This window comes from Pleomorphomonas sp. PLEO (genome assembly GCF_041320595.1).
GTDB lineage: Bacteria > Pseudomonadota > Alphaproteobacteria > Rhizobiales > Pleomorphomonadaceae > Pleomorphomonas.
The window spans coordinates 739,928-755,937 of record NZ_CP166625.1 but is presented as its reverse complement, the minus strand read 5'-3'; the positions used below and the strand labels follow the sequence as shown (position 1 = coordinate 755,937).

Below are 16,010 nucleotides of genomic sequence, written 5' to 3'. Positions count from 1 at the left end.
AAGGGATTGTCACGGCTCCGGACGTCACGCGGCGGGGTTTCCTTCTTCAGTTTCGGTTGGCGTCGTCGCATCCGGCGACGCTCCATCGGCGGCGCGCGAGGATGTAGGCGGCAAACCATCCAGCATCTTCAGCATGCCAAGCGCGATCTCGCGTTCGCCCATGATGACCTTGCTGGCACCGTGGCGCAACAGGTGCTCCACCTCTTCGTCGGAATGAGCGCGAGCGACAATGAGAAGCCCCGGATTGATCCGACGCGCCTGCTCGACGCTCTGGCCTGCCTCAAAGCCATCGGGGATGGCAACCAGCAACGCTTCCGCCCGGTCGAGACCGGCAAGAGCCAATACGCGGCCGTCAGCGGCGTTGCCGACGATGGTCTCAATGCCCTTGTCGCGCGACCGCCGTACCCGATCTTCGGCGTCCTCGATCACCAGAAGGGGCTCGCCGCGGCTGACGAATTCGTCGGCAACAACGCTGCCGACCCGACCGTAGCCGATCACCACAAGATGGCCGGTGAGTGCCGTGGGCTCGATCGTCTCGTCGTCGCCCTCAGCACCGCCGGTAGCGGTCGTTGGCATCTCGGCCTCGACCGTCGCGAGCGGGACCTCGGCCTTGGAAGCGGGCTCCAACCAAGCCTCAAGAACCGGGCGCAGACGGTCACCAAGGTTGAACATCAGCGGATTGAGGATGATGGAAATCAGCGCGCCCGCCAGGATGAGGTCGCGCCCTTCTTCTGGCAGAATGCCGAGGCCAACGCCCATTTCGGCCAGGATGAAGGAGAACTCACCGATCTGGGCGAGGCTGGCCGAAATGGTCAGCGCCGTCTTCACGGGCCGGCGAGACACCAGCACGATGGCGAAGGCGGCCACCGTCTTGCCGACCAGGATGATCGCCAGCGTGGCAAGCAGAATAAGAGGTTCATTGATGAGAATATTAGGATCGAACAGCATGCCGACCGAAACGAAGAACAACACCGAAAAGGCGTCGCGCAGCGGCAGGCTTTCCTGGGCGGCCCGATGACTCAGCTCGCTTTCGGACAGCACCATGCCGGCGAAAAAGGCCCCTAGGGCCAGCGAGACGCCGAACAGTTCCGCCGCCCCGAAAGCAACGCCGAGCGCGATGGCCAGCACGCCCAGCCGGAACAACTCGCGCGAACCGGTATGAGCGATGCGGTGTAAAATAGCCGGAATGAGGCGTCGGCCAACCACCAGCATCAACGCAACGAAGATCGCCACTTTGATCAGCGTCGCCGCCACGATGCCACCGACCCCGAGGTCGATGCCAACCAATCGGCTGGCCACGGCGGCGAGCGGATCGGAATAGGCGCTGGCCCCGCCGGTCGACATGCTGGCCGCCGCCGGGATCAGTACCAGCACCAGCACCATCGCGAGATCTTCAACGATCAGCCAGCCGATGGCGATCCGGCCGCGCTCGCTGTCAACGAGCCGCCTGTCCTGCATTGCTTTGAGGAGCACAACCGTCGAGGCGGTAGAAAGCGCGACACCGAAGATCAGGCTGCTGCCGAAGGACCAGCCCATGACTTCGCCAAGCCCCCAGCCGAGGAGCGTGGCGATGGCGATCTGACCGATGGCGCCGGGCACGGCAATGAAGCGGACCGACAGGAGATCCTTCAGCGCGAAATGCAGACCCACGCCGAACATCAGCAAGATGACGCCAAGCTCGGCCAGCTGCGGTGCCAGTTGCTGATCGGCGACAAAGCCCGGCGTATGCGGCCCGACCAGCATGCCAGCGACGAGATAGCCAACCAGCGGCGGCAACCGAAAGCGATGGGCGATGGTACCGAAAATGAAAGCCAGAACCAGACCGCCGACGATCGTCGAAATGAGGGACGTGTCGTGCGGCATGAAAGGCTCCATCAGGGCTCGATTTTCGGGGGGATGACTCACCTCTCGGGTAGGCCAGGTCGATAGACCTCAGACGAATATGGACGATTTCTGTGACGGATCAAGGGCAGACAGCCCCAAGCTTGTGCGCGCCGTCAGCGGGTGGCTCTCGACACGGCTTGCAACTGGTAGATCAGAACGGCGCCGAGGATCAGCAGGGCGCGGGCGACGTACTGCCAATACTCGTCGATATTGAGCAGGGTCATGCCGTTGAGGATGATCTCCAGAAACAGGACGCCGACGAACGTGCCCCAGATGCGCCCCTTGCCGCCCATCAGGCTGACACCGCCGATGACGCAGGCGGAAATCACCGTGAATTCCCAGGAAACGCCAACGGTCGGGTTGCCGGCCTGAATCTGGCTCGACACCATGATGCCGGCGACGACGGCGAGCACCGTTGTCAGGGCCATCACGGCCATGCGCACCTTGGCAACGTTGATCCCGGAGAGGCGCGCCGCCTCGGCGTTGCCGCCGATGGCGTAAACCGACTTTCCGAACACCGTGTATTTCGAGATGAACCAGGTCACCACGAAAACGATCAGGAACACGACCGCCTGGAACGGGATGCCGCCAATGAAGCCGGCGCCGAAGAAGAAGAACCAGTCCGGATAGGGCGTGATCGGAAACGAACCGGTCAGAAGATAAGCGCCGCCACGGAACGCCGCCATCCAGGCCAGCGTGGTGATGAAGGTCGGCACCGCCAGTCGGTGGCGGATCCAGCCGGTGAACATGCCGGCGCATATCGCCACTGCGAGACAGGCGAGCGTTCCCAAGGCAATGGCGAGCTCAACGGAATAGCCGGCGTCACTCATGGATTGGGTGATCAGCGCCAATAGGCAGCCGAAGAATGCCACAGCCGAACCAACGGACAGGTCGATCTCGCCGAGAATGATGACGAATGTCATGCCGAAGGCGATGACGCCCGTCGTTGCCGCGCTTCGCAGGATGTTCATGAAATTATCCCACGAGGCGAAGCCTGGCGCCGAGAAGGCCAGCAACACGACGATGACAAGCAGGATGATTTCGAGAACGAAATCGGAGATGCGAAGATTGGAGCGGCGCGTTGCCAGGGTGGACATGACGGAAACCCTTATAAACGAGCGAATAGGTGTTATCGGATGGTCTAGAGATTTTCCGCAATTTCGGACGCAAAACCGGTACCCACTTTTGCTGAAATTGCTCTAGCGGGCGCTTTCGCCCATGCACATGGCGTAGAGATCTTCGATTCCCGTCGTCTCGGGCGAAGTGACCTCGCCGACGATGCGGCCGGCCTCCATGATCAGGATCCGGTGGCAAACCTCGAGCAGCTCTTCGAGTTCGGATGAAACGAAGACGACGCTGAGTCCCTTGCGGGAAAGATCCCACATGATCTGGAAGATCTGCTGCTTGGCGACGATGTCGATGCCGCGCGTCGGCTCGTCGAAGAACACCACCTTGGGATCGGTGTTGAGCCAGTTTCCGACGACGACCTTCTGCTGGTTGCCGCCGGACAGCGACTGAACCTCGTAGGACGGATCCGACACCTTGATATGCAGCTGCCTCACCCATTTTTCGGCGACGGGCGCTTGCAGGAAGTGGCTGATCAGCCCGCGATGCGAAATCTCCTGGAGGCTGGCAAGGCAGAGGTTATCCTCGACCGACATGATCTGGATGAGCCCCTCCTCCTTGCGGTTCTCCATGGTCATGGCGAGGCCGAGCTTCTTCATCAGCGGAATGGTCGGCTTGCGAACCTCCGTTCCGTTGATGGTCACCAAACCGCTGTCGATCCGATCGGCACCGAAAATGCCGCGCAACAATTCGCTGCGACCGGCGCCGAGCATACCGGCGATGCCGACGATCTCACCGGCGCGAACGTCAAAGCTGACATCCTCGAACTTGTCGCGTCGCGTCAGCCCGGCAACTTTGAGCCTGACTTTCTCGCCGACGCCGAGGTCATCGGGGCGCGACCGCAGCACCGTTTCGCCGAACATCATGTCGACGATCACCTTGGGGGTGGCGACGCCGATCGGCACAGAGCCGACATGCCGGCTGTCGCGCAGGACGGTCACATAGTCGGCGATGCCACGAATTTCATTGAGCTTGTGAGTGATGAAGATGATGACGACGCCCTGATCCCTAAGCGCTCGCACCACGTCCATCAGGCTATTGATCTCATGGCGTGCCAATGCCGAGGTCGGCTCGTCGAGCAGCAGAACGCGCGGATGGAGCGACATGGCCTTGGCGATCTCGATGACCTGGCGCTGACCGACCGACAGCTCCGACACCTTGCGCGTCACCGGGATATCGATCCTGAGCTCTTCCAGGATTTTTTGGGAGGCGCTGTTGGTCTGTGTCCAGTTGATCTTGAGATTGCCCGGCCCGCCGGTTGCAAAGCGGCCAAGCATGATGTTCTCGGCGACCGTGAAATCGAGGATCAGGCTGAGTTCCTGATAGACCACGGCGATGCCGGCGGCGTTGGCATCGGCCGGCCCGTTGAAGGTGATCGTCTGGCCGTCAATGAGGATCTCGCCGGACGTCGGCGTGACCGCGCCCGACAGGCATTTGACGAAGGTGCTCTTGCCCGATCCGTTCTTGCCCAGAAGGGCGTAAACCTTACCCCCTTCGAAGCTGGCCGAGAAATCATCGAGGGCGACAACGCCGGGGTAAGCCTTGGTCAGATTTCGGATTTCGAGCTTTGCCGATCCCATTCATCCGATCCTTGCGTTTCGAATTGGCTATCCTTGGCGAAACCCGATCGACAACCGGTGCGCAAAGACCCGCCAGACTTGCTTGAGATTTCTGCCTGAGGCCTCGAGAGGCCGGGTTTGCAACAGCGCCGATCGTCACCGACCGGCGCGTCTTGGCTGAACAAAACACGGAGTTCGCGAACAGCGAACCCCGTGCCTGATGCCAGCTTTACTTGACGGTCTTGGCATACTCGGCGATGGCCGCCGGATCGGTACGGGTCAGCGTCAGGCCCGGAACGATGATCTTCTTCTCGACCGGCTCATTCTTGAGCGCCTTGACGGCGTTTTCCATGGCAAGAGCGCCGATCTTGACCGGGTCCTGAGCCGTGGAGGCCTGCAGGATGTCGTCCTTCGACTTCAGGAAGCCGACCATCTGCTTGTCGAGGTCGATGCCGAACACCGGGATCTTCTTGCCGGAATTCTTGACCGCCAAAACCGCGCCAATCGTGCCGCCGTTGTTGCAGGCAAAGAACATGTCGATATCGGGATTGGCGGTGATGATGTCGGCCGCCTTCTTGATGGCTTCCTCAGCCACCGGCGAAGACGCCTCGGCAACCAGCTTCACGCCGGGAATATCCTTGATCTCGCCCCAGAATCCATCCTGGCGCGCATTGCTCTCCGGCGGCAGCTGGGCCTTGTAGTTGATGATGCCGACCTTGATTTCCTTCTTGTCGGCATAGTGCGCCTTGATGTACTCGGCGGCGGCCTTGCCCGAACCGGCACCCAGCAGGCTGTTGTCGGACTGGATGGTGGAAACCGGGAAGTCGGCGGCCAAGGTGTTGTTGAAGGAAATGATCTTGATGCCCTTATCCGCCGCGGCCTTCACAGCGGGGATGGAAGCGGCGGCCGGATCGAGATAGGTGATGACGATCGCGTCGACACCACGGGCGGTATAGGTGTTGACGACCTGAACTTCCTTGGAAATCTGGTTCGACGTGTTGGACGTCAGAAGGTTGACGCCTTCCTTGTCGGCGACCTGCTTCATGCCGAGCAGCGTCGACTTCATGAACTGGTCTTCCTGGAAGACGATGCCGGCAATGGTGAACTTCTTGTCGGCGGCATGGGCGAACGAGGCGCTCAAGCACAGCGCTGCGACGCAGACGGTTACAAACTTCTTCATATCGATCCTCCCGAACGATGAATGCGGCGCGAACACCGCCGCAAACGCGGCAGTCCTCCAATGCGACCGGTGACGGGCACCTCCATGCACCGCACAACCCTAACTACGCCGTGGCACAGTTTTCGTCAAGAAAATATTTCAAATCGGACGAGCAACTACAAATATAATTATAGTACAAAGTCGAAAATCGCCTAGATTCTCATCTAGACGACAACGTTATAGAAAATTTGTATTGTCTGTTAAGGGTCGATACGCGCCACAGAGGCCCTGTTGACTAAAGTTGAAGGCAGGATAATGGAGCCGGATCTACGATTTCCCCCAACCTTCGATAATAATAACGACACCGCCTGACGCCCAAGTTCATAGGTCGGTCGCTGAACGACCGACAGCGACGGTCGAAACACCGCCAGCCAAGGCGCATCGTCAAAGCCGATCAGCGACAGATCCTGACCAATGGTGAGATCGATCTCTTCAGCGGCCGCCAAAGCGCCCAGCAGCATTTCCTCATTGCCGGCCAGAATGGCGGTCGGACGGGGGGACTGAGCCAGCAGGTGGCGGGCGGCGGCCAGCGCGGTGGGCGCAACGGAGCCGGCGTAGCGAACCCAAGCCGAGTTCATTGCAAGACCGGCGTCGGCAAATCCGGCCATGGCGCCCCGCGCGCGCTCACGCACCGCCGAAACGGTATCCGGCGGTTCGCTGGCCTGGTGACCATGATGCGCAGCCGTTCCCAACAACAGCCCGATGCGCCGATGTCCATGGTCGGCGAACAGGTTGATAGCGGCGCGCGAGGCTTCGAAGTCAGCCGTGATCACCGAATCAAGCGGCGGATCATCGATGAACCGGTCGAACAGCACGACCGGCGCCCCATGACCACGCCCACCGGCCAAATGATCCACATCCAGGCGGGATGCCGGCACGACCAGTAGGCCATCGACGCGTTTCTCGCGCAGAACCCTTACGGCGTCCTTTTCCCGCTGCACATCGCCATCGGTGTTGAGAACAAGGCTCTGGTAGCCTGCGCTCGCCGAGGCGTCGATGATGCCTCGGATTGAGTTCAGCGTGAACGAGTTGGAAATGTCGGCCACGACAACGCCGATGGTCAGCGTCTTGCCTGAGCGCATCGATCGCGCCAGATCGTTGACGCGATAATCCAGCGCTTGCGCGGCCTCGGCCACCTTGCGCTGCGTGTCCTGCGTCACAATGCCGTAGCCACCCAAGGCGCGAGCCGCGGTTGCGCGCGACACATTGGCAAGGCGAGCGACATCAATGAGGCGCGCCGCCTTCCTTGCCTTGCCATCCCTGACGCTGTCTGCCTCGCCCATTGTCTCCTCCGATCGGCCGTCCCTCCAGACAGCCGACATGACATGGCGTGCTATGGGTTCAATCTCACCTCAATGAGATCGATCTCTTTCCCGTTTATCAGGTTCGCCGGAGCCGGTAAATTCGCCGGTCGCTAGCAATTGGTCGCGGAAGTCGGCGGTCAGGCGAAGATTAGGCGGAGACGGGCGCGTCAGGCGTCGCATGACTTATTGATGAGCGCGGCTGGTGATATCGGTTTTCACGTTCCCAGAACGATATCGAAGAGACGGTGACTTCTTCAAGCGACCGTTCCACGGTCAAAGCTCTACTCTTTCAACCGAAAACCGCCTTGCAGACGGATTCGCATTTATCGAGGTCGAGCCAGCCGTCGGTCCGCACCCCGGATTCCATGTCGATCCAGTAAAGGGCCCCCGCTTCCGCATCAATGGACGCCAGGACATCGGTGATATTCGACGGATTGATACCGCCGGCGAAGCCACAGAAGGGACCATCGGCGGGCAAGTTGGGCCAGCCTACCGGCGCGGCACCGCGACCGAACGACGTATCAAACAACCAGTCCAGGCGGCTGTCGGCGGGAAAGGCGCCCTTGCACTGAAGCATGGCGCGCAGGCCGCGACCGCGACCGAAGCGGACGGTGTTATCCACCTGCGCCGGGCTGCTGCCTTCGAAGGAATGGTTGACTTGAAGGCGCGAGAAACCGGCGAGATCAAAGCTCGCCGTATCAGGAGCGTTGGCGATCCGCCTTGCCTCCTCGCCGCAGACATGCGCGGCGAAGCGCAACTCGCCGGCCGTCAGAAGCGCCTGCCGCGTTACGGCGTCCGGAAAGAGCGGCAGGGCTTCCTGTGCCGCGTCGATGAGAATGCCCCATTCGATTGGAAAGCGAGCCGACAAGGCTCGGAGATCATCGATGATTGTCGCCAGGTCGACGCCGGTAAACGCGATGAAGGCGGGCCGCTGCGGCATGATGCACTCCTGTGTTGCCGCGATCAAAGGTCAACCGGTACGTACCAGTCAATGGAGTTTCGAACCTGGATCGCCTATTTTATGCGCACGTTGACAGAAAGGTCCGTACCACTGACATTGCCGAATAGCGAATGGAGGCGCCACGCATGAACCGCCTTGCGGATAATGGCGAAAATGACGGCGAAGCGCTCTACCGACGGGTAGCGGCGCGGCTGCGCCAGGAGATCGAAAGCGGCGCCTTTGAAGCTAACAGCATGTTGGCATCGGAACGCGACCTTTCGCTCAAGCTGGGCGCGAGCCGGGAGACGGTGCGGAAGGCATTGCGGCTGCTCGACAGGGAAGGCGCCGTCTACAGCGAGCAGGGGCGTGGTACCTTTGTGGCGCCGCCGGCCGTACGTGCGATGGCCCGCGTGCTCGACGGCTTTTCCAGCGATGCCAAGCGGCGCGGCGACAAGCCGGGCCAGATCATTCTCACGGTGGAAGTCGTGCCGGCCAGCATCGCCATCTCAGGAGTTCTGGAGATCGAGCCGCGCCGTCCGGTGACGAGGGTGAAACGCATCCGCACGCTCAACGGCCAGCACATCGGCACGCAGGAGAGCTTTCTCGCCCTGCCGGGTCAGTTTTCCGCGGGAGATCTGCAAGCCGCCGGCTCGCTTTATGGATTGATTGCCGATCGGTTTTCCATCTTCGCCACCGAGGGACTCGAAAGCGTCGGCTCGGTCGCCGCCAATGCCGATGACGCAGCTTTGCTGAGCATACCGATCGGGGCGCCGGTTCTTTTGTGCGAGCGGGTAACATTGTCCGGGCGCCGCCAGCCCTTCGAATATTGCGAGATGCGCTACATCTCGTCCTACCGCTACACGGCGCGCATCAACCGCTCGGAACAGGCAAGGTCATGACCACCCCTCCGGCCGATGACGGGCGAACGTTCGATCTGCTCGCCTACGGCGATCCCAACGTTGACTACCTCTTCGAGGCGGCCGTCATTCCCGGACCGGACCAGAAGGTGCTCGGCCGCAATCTCGGCATCTTTGCCGGCGGGACCGTTGCCAACGTCGCCTGCGCGGCAAGTCGGCTCGGTGCCAACGTGGCAAGCTACGGTCGCGTCGGTTCCGACGCTGGCGGAAAGGTGCTGCGGCGGGACTATGACCTCTTTGGCGTCTCCAGCCAGTATGTGAAGACCGTCGATTACCCGTCGGCGGCGGCGATGATCATGATCGACGCCTCAGGTGAAAAGGCGCTGATCTACGCGCCGATGCCGGCCGATCCGCTCGATGAGGCGCGGTTTGCAGAGGCAGCGCGCCGAAGCCGCCTCGTCTACGCCATGCCCTATGATCTCGAAGAATTTCGGCGCGTTGCCGCCATCGCCCACGACAATGGCGCCGACGTTGCCATCGACATCGAGGCGGCGGTAGCGCCGGACACCAAACGGCTCGACGCGCTGCTGTCGCTCAGCGACATCGTATTCATGAACGAGGGCGGCTTTCGAGCGACGCAAACCGGCGACATCAGCGAGGTGACGGTGCGGCCACTCGTCGAGCGCGGACCGCGCATGGTTGTCGTCACGATGGCGGAAAAAGGCGCGCTGGCGGTCACACGGGACAAAGCTTGGCGACAGGCCGCCTTTCCGGCGCGGCTGGTCGACGCCACCGGCGCCGGCGACTGCTTCAACGGTGCGTTCCTGGCGGCCACGCTCGCCGGACGATCGGTCGCCGATAGCCTCGCCTTCGCCTGCGCCGCCGCGAGCCTTGCCGTGTCGGCGGTCGGTGCACGCGGCGGCATGCCGGATCGTTCGGTCGTCGAGGCTATGCTCGGTTGAGCCTCACCACACCACCTTGTGCGTCTTGCCGTTGGAGACGTTGACGAAACCATCCGGCGCCAAAGGCGAAGGAGCGACCAGCACCCACCGCCACGGGGCACAGGTCAATGTCGCGAAGGCAAGCCGCTCGGGAAATCCCGCCCACCAGCGGGGCGAATAGGTCGGCTCGTACATCCAGTCGATCTTGGCACCGGCGGCGTAAAGGGCCTGCATCTCGACATCGAGTTCCTCGGCCGGGCGGCAGGTCATGAGGCCGCCGATCTCATAGCGGACGGTGGCAACCACCTCGCCGGCATGCACCAGCGCCCATCCGCCCTGATTGGCGCGGATGGCATTGACGGCTTTGGCCATCGCCGCGTCGGATGAGCCGACCACCCAGATATTGTGCTTGTCATGCCCCATGGAGCAGGCGAGCGCCGTATCGGCTGTGCTCGGGCCGGTGCCGAGCCAGAACATCCTCGATGTCCGCCCCTCGCCGGAAAAGCGGTCGACGATGGCGAACTTGGTGACATGGCGGCTTTCATCGCGCCGCACCTCACCACCCTCGACCGGCAGTTCCATGGTGATGAAATCATCGGCCCAATGGAAAGGCCTGAGGATGGCGGCATTCATGCTGGCGCGACCGGGATCGGCGGCAATGGCGAAGTCGGCGGCGGTCATGTCGCGACCGATGTTGACGGTCCGCCGCGCCCAGACCGGCCAGTCGATGGCCGGCACCGGCTTGAGATAGCGCTCGCCCTCGGAAACCTTCTCGCCGTCGGCCCAGACCTCGGCAATCGACAATGTGGAAACATCGTCGAGAAGCACCAGATCGGCATAGCGCCCGGGCGACACCGAGCCCACCCAGGGCGTCAGGCGCATATGCCGGGCCGGGTTGATGGTCACCAGTTGGATGGCGATTTCCGGAGGCAACCCAGCCTCGATGGCAAGGCGGACGTTCCGATCGGTACCGCCGAGACGCAGCGTGTCCGAGCAGGAGCGATCGTCCGTGCAGAGGGCAAACTGCGACCAGTCGGAAAGCCCGCCGCTGATCAAATCCCTCAAGATCTCCAGTAGCGAATGGGGACGAAGCTCGACGAACAGGCCGCGCCGAAGCCGCTCGCGGACCTCGTCCGCCGTCCAGGCCTCATGGTCGGAAGCCATGCCGGCGGCGGCGAAGGCGTTCAGGTCGTCAATGGCTTTCATGCCGGCGGCGTGACCTTCGACGACGCCACGCTGCTCGAAGGTGGCACGGATCATCCCCCAAAGGCGGTCGTGCGACGGATTTTCCGGATTCCAGACGGCCGGCCAGTCCATCACCTCGTCGAGGCCGACAGCGTTGAGGTGCCCTTTCAGGAAGGCTCGCTGCTCGTCGTAGCCATAGTGACCTCCGCCCCATTCGTAGGCGGTCGGCGGCACGGCCGACCCGGGCAACGGAAAGATCTTGGCTGGCATGCCGGCCCGACGGGCCGCCAGCCAGAATTCGATATTGTTGACGCCATCGACGTTGGAGAATTCGTGGCTGGCCTCGCAGGTCCAGGTACAGCCACGCGGCAGGGTCAGCGCAGCCTCCCACTCCGGCGTCAAATGGCTCGATTCGATGTGCTTGTGCACCTCGCCGAAGCCGGGAACGGCGGCAAGGTGCGAATTGTCGACGCGCTCGGCCACCTCGCCGGGATAGGCGCCCGCCGGCCCCACCCAGGCAACGCGGCGGCCGGAGATGACGATTTCCTGGTCATCGAGCCATTGCCGCCCGCAGACGTCGAGCAGTCGGCCGACGCGAACCGCCCGGTCGGCCGGTCGTTTGCCAAGGGCAACCAGCGTCAGATGCTGACGGATCGCCACCTCGTCGGCTGCGTCAATCACCAGATCGGCGGGCAGAGTCTCGGTCATATCGGCTGGCCTTCTTTGATAAGGGCGGGTGGTTTGGCTTTCACCGTCCCGCCCGTGATGTCGGCGACCGACTTCCGTACGATCAGCTCCACAGGAAGGCGGGTAAGAGCAGGCACCTCGGCGCCGTCGATGGATGCCAGCAGCCATTCGAGCGCCAGCCGCCCCATTTCGGCGATCGGCTGGCGAATGGTGGTGAGCGGCGGGTCGAATAGCTCGGCCAGCGGCATGTCGTCAAAGCCGACCAGAGAAATATCGTCGGGCACGCTGAGACCGAGATGATGGAGGGCGCGCAGCACGCCGACCGAAAGATAGTCGCTGCAGGTCAGGATGGCTGTCGGGCGGGGCGACATGCGCGCCACCGCGAGTGCCGCCTGATAGCCGAAATCGCTCGTGAACGAACCATGCATCAGCCTTCGCTCGTCGACGGGAAGGCTGTGGGCGATCATGGCGCCGACAAAGCCTTCAATCCGCTCGGCAACGCTGCCAAGCCCATCCGGACCGGCGATGACCGCGATATCGCGGTGCCCCATGGCAATCAGGTGCTCGGTTGCCATCCGCGTACCGGCGGCGTTTTCGACAAAGACGCGCGGCGCCTGTGCTCCGAGAACGTCTTCGTCGAGCAGGACGATGTGGTTCTGCCGGCTGATGAGAGCACCGAGCGTACCGTCGTCCGGCTGGGCGGCAATCAGGATCAGTCCGTCGAAATAGCGGTCTGCCAAATGGTTGACCGCTTCGATCTCGCGCTCCCGATCGCCGCGCGTGGAGAAAAGGCTGATGCCATAGCCACGCTCGGCCGCCGCGGCTTCGATGACGGAGACCAGTTCCGCGAAGAAAGGATTGGAGATATCCGGCGCGGCGAGACCGATGGCCTCAGCCTTGCCTTTCGATAATCTTTTGGCCAAGGCGTTCGGTCGATAGCCGAGGCGGGCGACGGCGGCGTCGATGCGGTCGGCCGTCACCTTGGGCAGGGCGATCGACCTGTTGAGGTGGCGCGAAACAGCGGTGGGGGACACCCCGGCCGCGCGCGCCACATCATTCAACGTGACCATGTCCGCCCTCCTCGCATCACGCCTGCCCCAAGCATTCGCTAGAGCCGATGTCGGATCCTGTACGCCTCGATCTGGGCGAGACAGGCCGCGACGATGCCGTCGATCAGCCGCCGCCCCTTGTCCGCCGTCGACGGACAGGGATCGCCGAACACGCCGCTCTGGTTGAACTCGCTGAGCTGCATCGGCTCGATGCCGAAGGTCGGCGGAAAGGTCGGATACTCCGCCACCGCCTTCTCCATGCGAACGCTGTCGGGCCGCAGCGCCAGCATCATCGAGGTCTCCACCTCGTCGGCATGGAAGAAACCCGGTCCGGCTGGCTGACTGTCGCAAATCTTGGCGGCCAAGGCCTCGAGCCCGGGATAGTCGAGATGAATCACCTTCAGCCCTTCGCTTTCGAGAGCGCGGGCGGCAAGGCTGATCGGCTCCTTGTTGCCGAAATGGCCGTTCAGCGTCACCAGCACCGGCACGCCCATGCGCTTCAGCTCGCGGCCGATATCGAGCACGATCGCTCTCAGCGTATCGGGCTTCAGCGAAATGGTGCCGAGGAAGCCGGAGTTATTCCAGGCGTCGCCATAGGCGATGGCCGGCAGCAGCAAGGCGCCGAGTGCGTCGGCGATGCCGCGCGCCACGCCGGTGGCAAGGTCGGTGTCGACGGTGAGCGGCAGGTGATACCCGTGCTGCTCCAGTGCGCCGACCGGCAGGACTGCCCAAGCCCCTCGCGTGATCGCCTCGCCGGCGTCGCGCCAACTCGCATTGGCAAGCTCAATCGCAGCCATCACGGTCTCCAGTCGATAATGTCGAGGGCGACGCCGGGCGCTATGGCGCCCAGCAACTCGCGTGTGTTGAGAGAATAGTCGACGGCGCCTTTGGCCACCGTTCCGAGCGTTGCCCGAACAACATCATCGAAGCGGTAGCCATGCGCAATCAGATCGACGAGCGCGGCTTGCAAAGGCCCCATGGTGGGATTGAAGGCGACGCTCTCGATCGACGCCCCGGCGATGATCTTGCCATCGGCCAACTCCAGGACGACGGCGCCGGGACAACCGCTGTAGGGCGCATGGGCACGACGACCGGCGGCCAGAAGCGCGTTGATCGCTGGGCTCGGCGCGGCACTCACGGTCGGTGCGAGAGCGGGAAAGTTGACGGCGCCAGGCATGGCGCCCGGCTGGCCGAGATAGCGGCTGTCGAACGGCCAGGGATAGAGATCACCCAGCGTCAGCTGGTGCCCCAGCGGATCGATCAGCTCAAGGTCGGGGCCGAGCGCAAATTCGGATAGATATTGTCGGCAATGGGCGCACGGATGGGCCTCGCCGAGCGCAATGCGGCGGATCGAGGTACCACGGCTAAAGGCGCGGGTGAAAACGAAGGTCTCACCATGAAGCGTATAGCCGAGATGGGTCCGGGGAAACTCGACATTGCCGCCCAGCACCAGGTTGCCGGTTTCGGCCTCCAGGCCGATAGCGCCGACATGGAAGCCCGAGATCGGCGGTCGAGCGATCGTCTGCGCCACGCCGAGGCCGAGCAGCATGACGTCATCGATCCGCGTGAGGCGGAAACGGTCGATGATTCTCGCGGCGTCGTCGGCCGGCAGAATGCCACCGAGGTTGGCGGCCAACCGGCCGGGCGCAAGACAAGCGGCGGCGATCTCGGCGCGAACGGCCGCCCCAACCGATTCCTCGAAAGCCTCGATCCTGCTCTTTATCGTCGAATCCGACCCGTAAGGGTTTATGCTCATTTTCCGTCTCTAGCCCAGGTACCGAAATAATGACCGCCTATAGCTTATGCAAATTTCAACACCGCATATTGATTGTGCATAGTGCGTGTGTTTGCATTTGACAGGTCGGCGGAAATGTCGATAGCTCCGGCAATAAACCGCTTTACTTGAGGCAGGTCAAATGGCTTCCGTGCTCCTCCGCAACGCCACGGTGCTGAGTGTCGATGATCGCAACCGGGTGTTTGCGCCGGGTTGGGTTGCCTTTTCCGAAGGCATGATTACCGGCATCGGCCCAATGCAGGATGCGCCTTCATCAGCCACCTTCGACGAGGTGGTCGACCTTTCCGGGCATCTGGTGATGCCGGGCCTCGTCAACGCTCATACCCACGCGCCGATGGTTCTGTTTCGCGGCTGCTCGGAGGGGCACAGCCTGCTCACCATGGACGGCTGGTACAACTCGATCCGCGAGCCGGAGCTGTCGCTGGTCGCGTCCGACATCGGCCCCGCCGTGGCTTTGTCCTGCGCCGAGATGCTGCTGTCGGGGACGACGACCTACTGCGACCAGTATTTCTTCGCCGATGAAGTCGCCAAGGCAGCTGGCCGTTCGGGCATCCGCGCCGTGATCGCCTATGGCATTGTCCAACTGGGCGATCCCGAGCGCGCTGTCAGCGAACTGAAAAATGCCGCCAACTTCATCGAACAACAGCGTTCGGCCGATGGGCGCATCATCCCTTGGTTCGGGCCCCACGCGCCCTATGTCGACAACACCGAGGAATTGATCCGGGCCGAGGTGGAACTGGCCATCAAGCACGGCTGTGGCCTGCACCTGCACATGGCTTGCGGCCCCGAGGACAACGAAGAGACGCTACGCCGCTACGGCCTCACCGCCGCCGTGGCGCTCGACCGCGATGGGTTCTTCGCCGGTCGCGTCCACGCTGCCCACTGCCTCGATTTGTCGCCGGACGACATCGCCGTCTTCGCCAAGGCACCGGCTGCCTCGGTCGCCCATTGCGCCACCGCTGGTCTCAGGTCCGGCCGGGAAGGCATCTGCCCGGTGGTCGATCTCAGGGCGGCCGGCGTTACGGTGGCACTCGGTACCGACAATGTCGCGGCCAACAATTCCTATGACATGATCGCCGAAATGAGGGTCGCGGGGCTCGTCGCCTCGCATCGCCAGGGCACCGCTCAGCCGATATCGGCGAAAGAGCTCCTGCGCATGGCAACCATTGACGGCGCCAAGGCGCTTGGCCTCGACCACCGCGCCGGTTCGCTGGAACCGGGCAAGGCCGCCGACATCATCGCCATCGATCTCAACGGTCCGGGTTATTCGAAGTCACCGGATCTCGAAGCATTGCTGATCTATTCCGGCAGTGGCCGCGACGTGCGGCACGTCTGGGTGGATGGCGAACCACTGGTCCGAGATCGGCAGTTGATTCGGCAGGACTTTGCCGACATCCGCTCGACCTATGATCGAACCTACATTGATTTCTGGGCGCGGGTCCGCGCAGCACGCGAGGTGGCATGA

General features: G+C 62.7%; 13 protein-coding genes. 3 read left to right on the top strand and 10 right to left on the bottom strand.

Annotation, left to right across the window (positions count from 1 at the left end):
* Positions 1–24 precede the first annotated feature (24 nt).
* From ybaL to AB6N07_RS03255, 6 genes are all read right to left on the bottom strand, one after another.
* A complete protein-coding gene (gene ybaL / locus AB6N07_RS03280) occupies positions 25–1,863 on the bottom strand; it encodes a YbaL family putative K(+) efflux transporter (RefSeq protein ID WP_370676385.1) in 1,839 nt (612 codons plus the stop codon).
* A 134-nt stretch (positions 1,864–1,997) separates the two neighbouring features.
* Positions 1,998–2,981, bottom strand: coding sequence for an ABC transporter permease (locus tag AB6N07_RS03275; RefSeq protein WP_370676384.1), 984 nt, complete (start codon positions 2,979–2,981; stop codon positions 1,998–2,000).
* A 102-nt stretch (positions 2,982–3,083) separates the two neighbouring features.
* Entirely contained in the window at positions 3,084–4,589 is a 1,506-nt protein-coding gene (locus AB6N07_RS03270) for a sugar ABC transporter ATP-binding protein (RefSeq protein WP_370676383.1), read from the bottom strand.
* Positions 4,590–4,797: 208 nt separating this feature from the next.
* Complete coding sequence (locus AB6N07_RS03265) at positions 4,798–5,748, bottom strand: substrate-binding domain-containing protein (protein WP_370676382.1); 951 nt, start codon at positions 5,746–5,748, stop codon at positions 4,798–4,800.
* A gap of 239 nt (positions 5,749–5,987) precedes the next feature.
* Positions 5,988–7,070, bottom strand: a complete 1,083-nt coding sequence (locus AB6N07_RS03260) for a LacI family DNA-binding transcriptional regulator (protein ID WP_370676381.1) — start codon at positions 7,068–7,070, stop codon at positions 5,988–5,990.
* Between the two features lie 310 nt (positions 7,071–7,380).
* Positions 7,381–8,031 carry a phosphoribosylanthranilate isomerase gene (locus AB6N07_RS03255; protein WP_370676380.1) on the bottom strand — a complete coding sequence of 217 codons (651 nt, stop codon included), beginning with the start codon at positions 8,029–8,031 and terminating at the stop codon, positions 7,381–7,383.
* 146 nt (positions 8,032–8,177) lie between these two features.
* Between AB6N07_RS03255 and AB6N07_RS03250 the strand changes: the two genes are divergently transcribed.
* The gene (locus tag AB6N07_RS03250; RefSeq protein ID WP_370676379.1) at positions 8,178–8,930 is read left to right on the top strand and encodes a GntR family transcriptional regulator; all 753 of its coding nucleotides are present in this window, start codon (positions 8,178–8,180) and stop codon (positions 8,928–8,930) included.
* Positions 8,927–9,850 (top strand): carbohydrate kinase family protein, encoded by a 924-nt coding sequence (locus AB6N07_RS03245; protein WP_370676378.1) that lies wholly within the window; start codon positions 8,927–8,929, stop codon positions 9,848–9,850. Before AB6N07_RS03250 ends, AB6N07_RS03245 begins: the two co-directional genes overlap by 4 nt.
* Before the next feature lie 3 nt (positions 9,851–9,853).
* Here AB6N07_RS03245 and AB6N07_RS03240 read toward each other — a convergent pair whose 3' ends face one another.
* From AB6N07_RS03240 to AB6N07_RS03225, 4 genes are read right to left on the bottom strand one after another with little or no spacing between them, the layout of a single operon-like run.
* Positions 9,854–11,722: an adenine deaminase gene (locus AB6N07_RS03240; protein WP_370676377.1), complete on the bottom strand. Its 1,869-nt coding sequence runs from the start codon at positions 11,720–11,722 to the stop codon at positions 9,854–9,856.
* Positions 11,719–12,771, bottom strand: coding sequence for a LacI family DNA-binding transcriptional regulator (locus tag AB6N07_RS03235; RefSeq protein ID WP_370676376.1), 1,053 nt, complete (start codon positions 12,769–12,771; stop codon positions 11,719–11,721). The genes AB6N07_RS03240 and AB6N07_RS03235 overlap by 4 nt, the downstream gene beginning before the upstream one ends.
* A gap of 38 nt (positions 12,772–12,809) precedes the next feature.
* Complete coding sequence (locus tag AB6N07_RS03230; protein ID WP_370676375.1) at positions 12,810–13,547, bottom strand: creatininase family protein; 738 nt, start codon at positions 13,545–13,547, stop codon at positions 12,810–12,812.
* The gene (locus AB6N07_RS03225; protein ID WP_370676374.1) at positions 13,547–14,506 is read right to left on the bottom strand and encodes a hypothetical protein; all 960 of its coding nucleotides are present in this window, start codon (positions 14,504–14,506) and stop codon (positions 13,547–13,549) included. Before AB6N07_RS03225 ends, AB6N07_RS03230 begins: the two co-directional genes overlap by 1 nt.
* A gap of 160 nt (positions 14,507–14,666) precedes the next feature.
* Here AB6N07_RS03225 and AB6N07_RS03220 point away from each other — a divergent pair, with 160 nt between their 5' ends.
* A complete protein-coding gene (locus tag AB6N07_RS03220; protein WP_370676373.1) occupies positions 14,667–16,010 on the top strand; it encodes an amidohydrolase family protein in 1,344 nt (447 codons plus the stop codon).